Genomic DNA, 1,325 nt, shown 5'->3' on the forward strand with positions numbered 1-1,325 from the left:
GGCGGGTACGCGTTCGCCATCAGCTCCTGGAACTGAGCCGAGAACCAGTGCCCGGAAACCGGCGCGTCCGGCAGAGCACCACTCATGTTGTTGTTGTTCCGCGGGTTACCCGTGTACGTCGGGTCACACATCCGGTCGAAACCCTTACCCTCGTCGTTCGGGATCTCCGAACTCGAACCATCCGACTCACCCGGCGGCTTGATCCACACATACGCGTCGATCCCGCTCGCCGGCGCCGCCGTCGGACGCTCACCCAGACCCGCACCCGACTGGTTGCACCAGTTACCCTTCTGGAACCGCCGGTCGATCCGCGACTCGTCCACCCGGGTGTCCACATCGCCGGCACTGCTCGGACCGGTCGGACGGTCCGGACCACCCCAACCGTTACGCGACGTGTCGATCAGCATGCCGATGCTCGACGGGAACCCGGCCTGCACAAGCCGCTGCCGGAACGCCTGCGCGAACGACAACTCGTCGTTGTAGTTGTTCCAGTCGATCCACGACGACTGGCGGGTGTTGCTGTCCACCGTGATGTACGGCTCCTCCAACGCCGAGTAGTTCGCCGTGTTCGTGATGAACCCGTGCACATCCGACGGCGACGCACCCGACGCGTTCGCCGCATCCGCGATCAGATCCGCGGTCGGCCCGAAGTTGTCCTCCCAACCGATCCAGCCGTGGTGCCCGGCGTCGATGTAGTTGTACACGTTCGGCACCGCACCCAACTGCGAGATCGCGTAACCGACACCCGTCACGTAGTTGCCGTTCGCCAACATCACGTCACACTCAGGCGTCGCCGTCGCCCGCGAACCCACATTCGTCACCAGGTTCGGCAGCGAGTCGATCTCGATCACCGCCACGATCCGCAGATTCCGGTACTCCGCCCGACCCACGATCTCCGCGATCGGATCGATGTAGTCGTCCCGGTACGCGTCGATCTCGTCCGGACCCAACTCACCATTCGACGCCAACGCCGCACAGTCACGACCCGGCAGGTTGTAGATCACCACCTGGAACACCAGCGGCCGGCTGCCGTTCGCCGCGTCCTGCGCCACCGCCTCGTCCAGGTGATCGGCCAGACCCATGTCACCGGTCGTCGGACTGTTGTTGCCGTAGATCGCACTCGTGCGGTCCAGCCACACACCCGTCGGCTCGTCCGCGATCCGGCTACCACCCGGCTCCGCCGCCGCGTTAGCACTCCAGATCGGGTTCACGTACACATCCGCACCCACGTACGGGTTGTCCACCCGCGGACCACCCGGCGGCGGCGTGGTCGGCGGGGCGGTCGTCGGCGGCGCCGTGGTCGGCGGGGCAGTCGTCGGCGGCGC

1 protein-coding gene is annotated in these 1,325 nt (G+C 66.3%); it reads right to left on the bottom strand.

Going from position 1 to position 1,325, the window contains the following annotated elements; genetic code table 11:
* A partial coding sequence (locus ACFHWT_RS31255) for a glycoside hydrolase family 6 protein (protein WP_416598286.1) occupies positions 1-1,325 on the bottom strand: 1,325 nt, incomplete at both ends.

The sequence above is a fragment of the Micromonospora sp. LOL_021 genome (assembly GCF_048060215.1).
In the GTDB taxonomy this organism is placed as follows: domain Bacteria; phylum Actinomycetota; class Actinomycetes; order Mycobacteriales; family Micromonosporaceae; genus Micromonospora_E.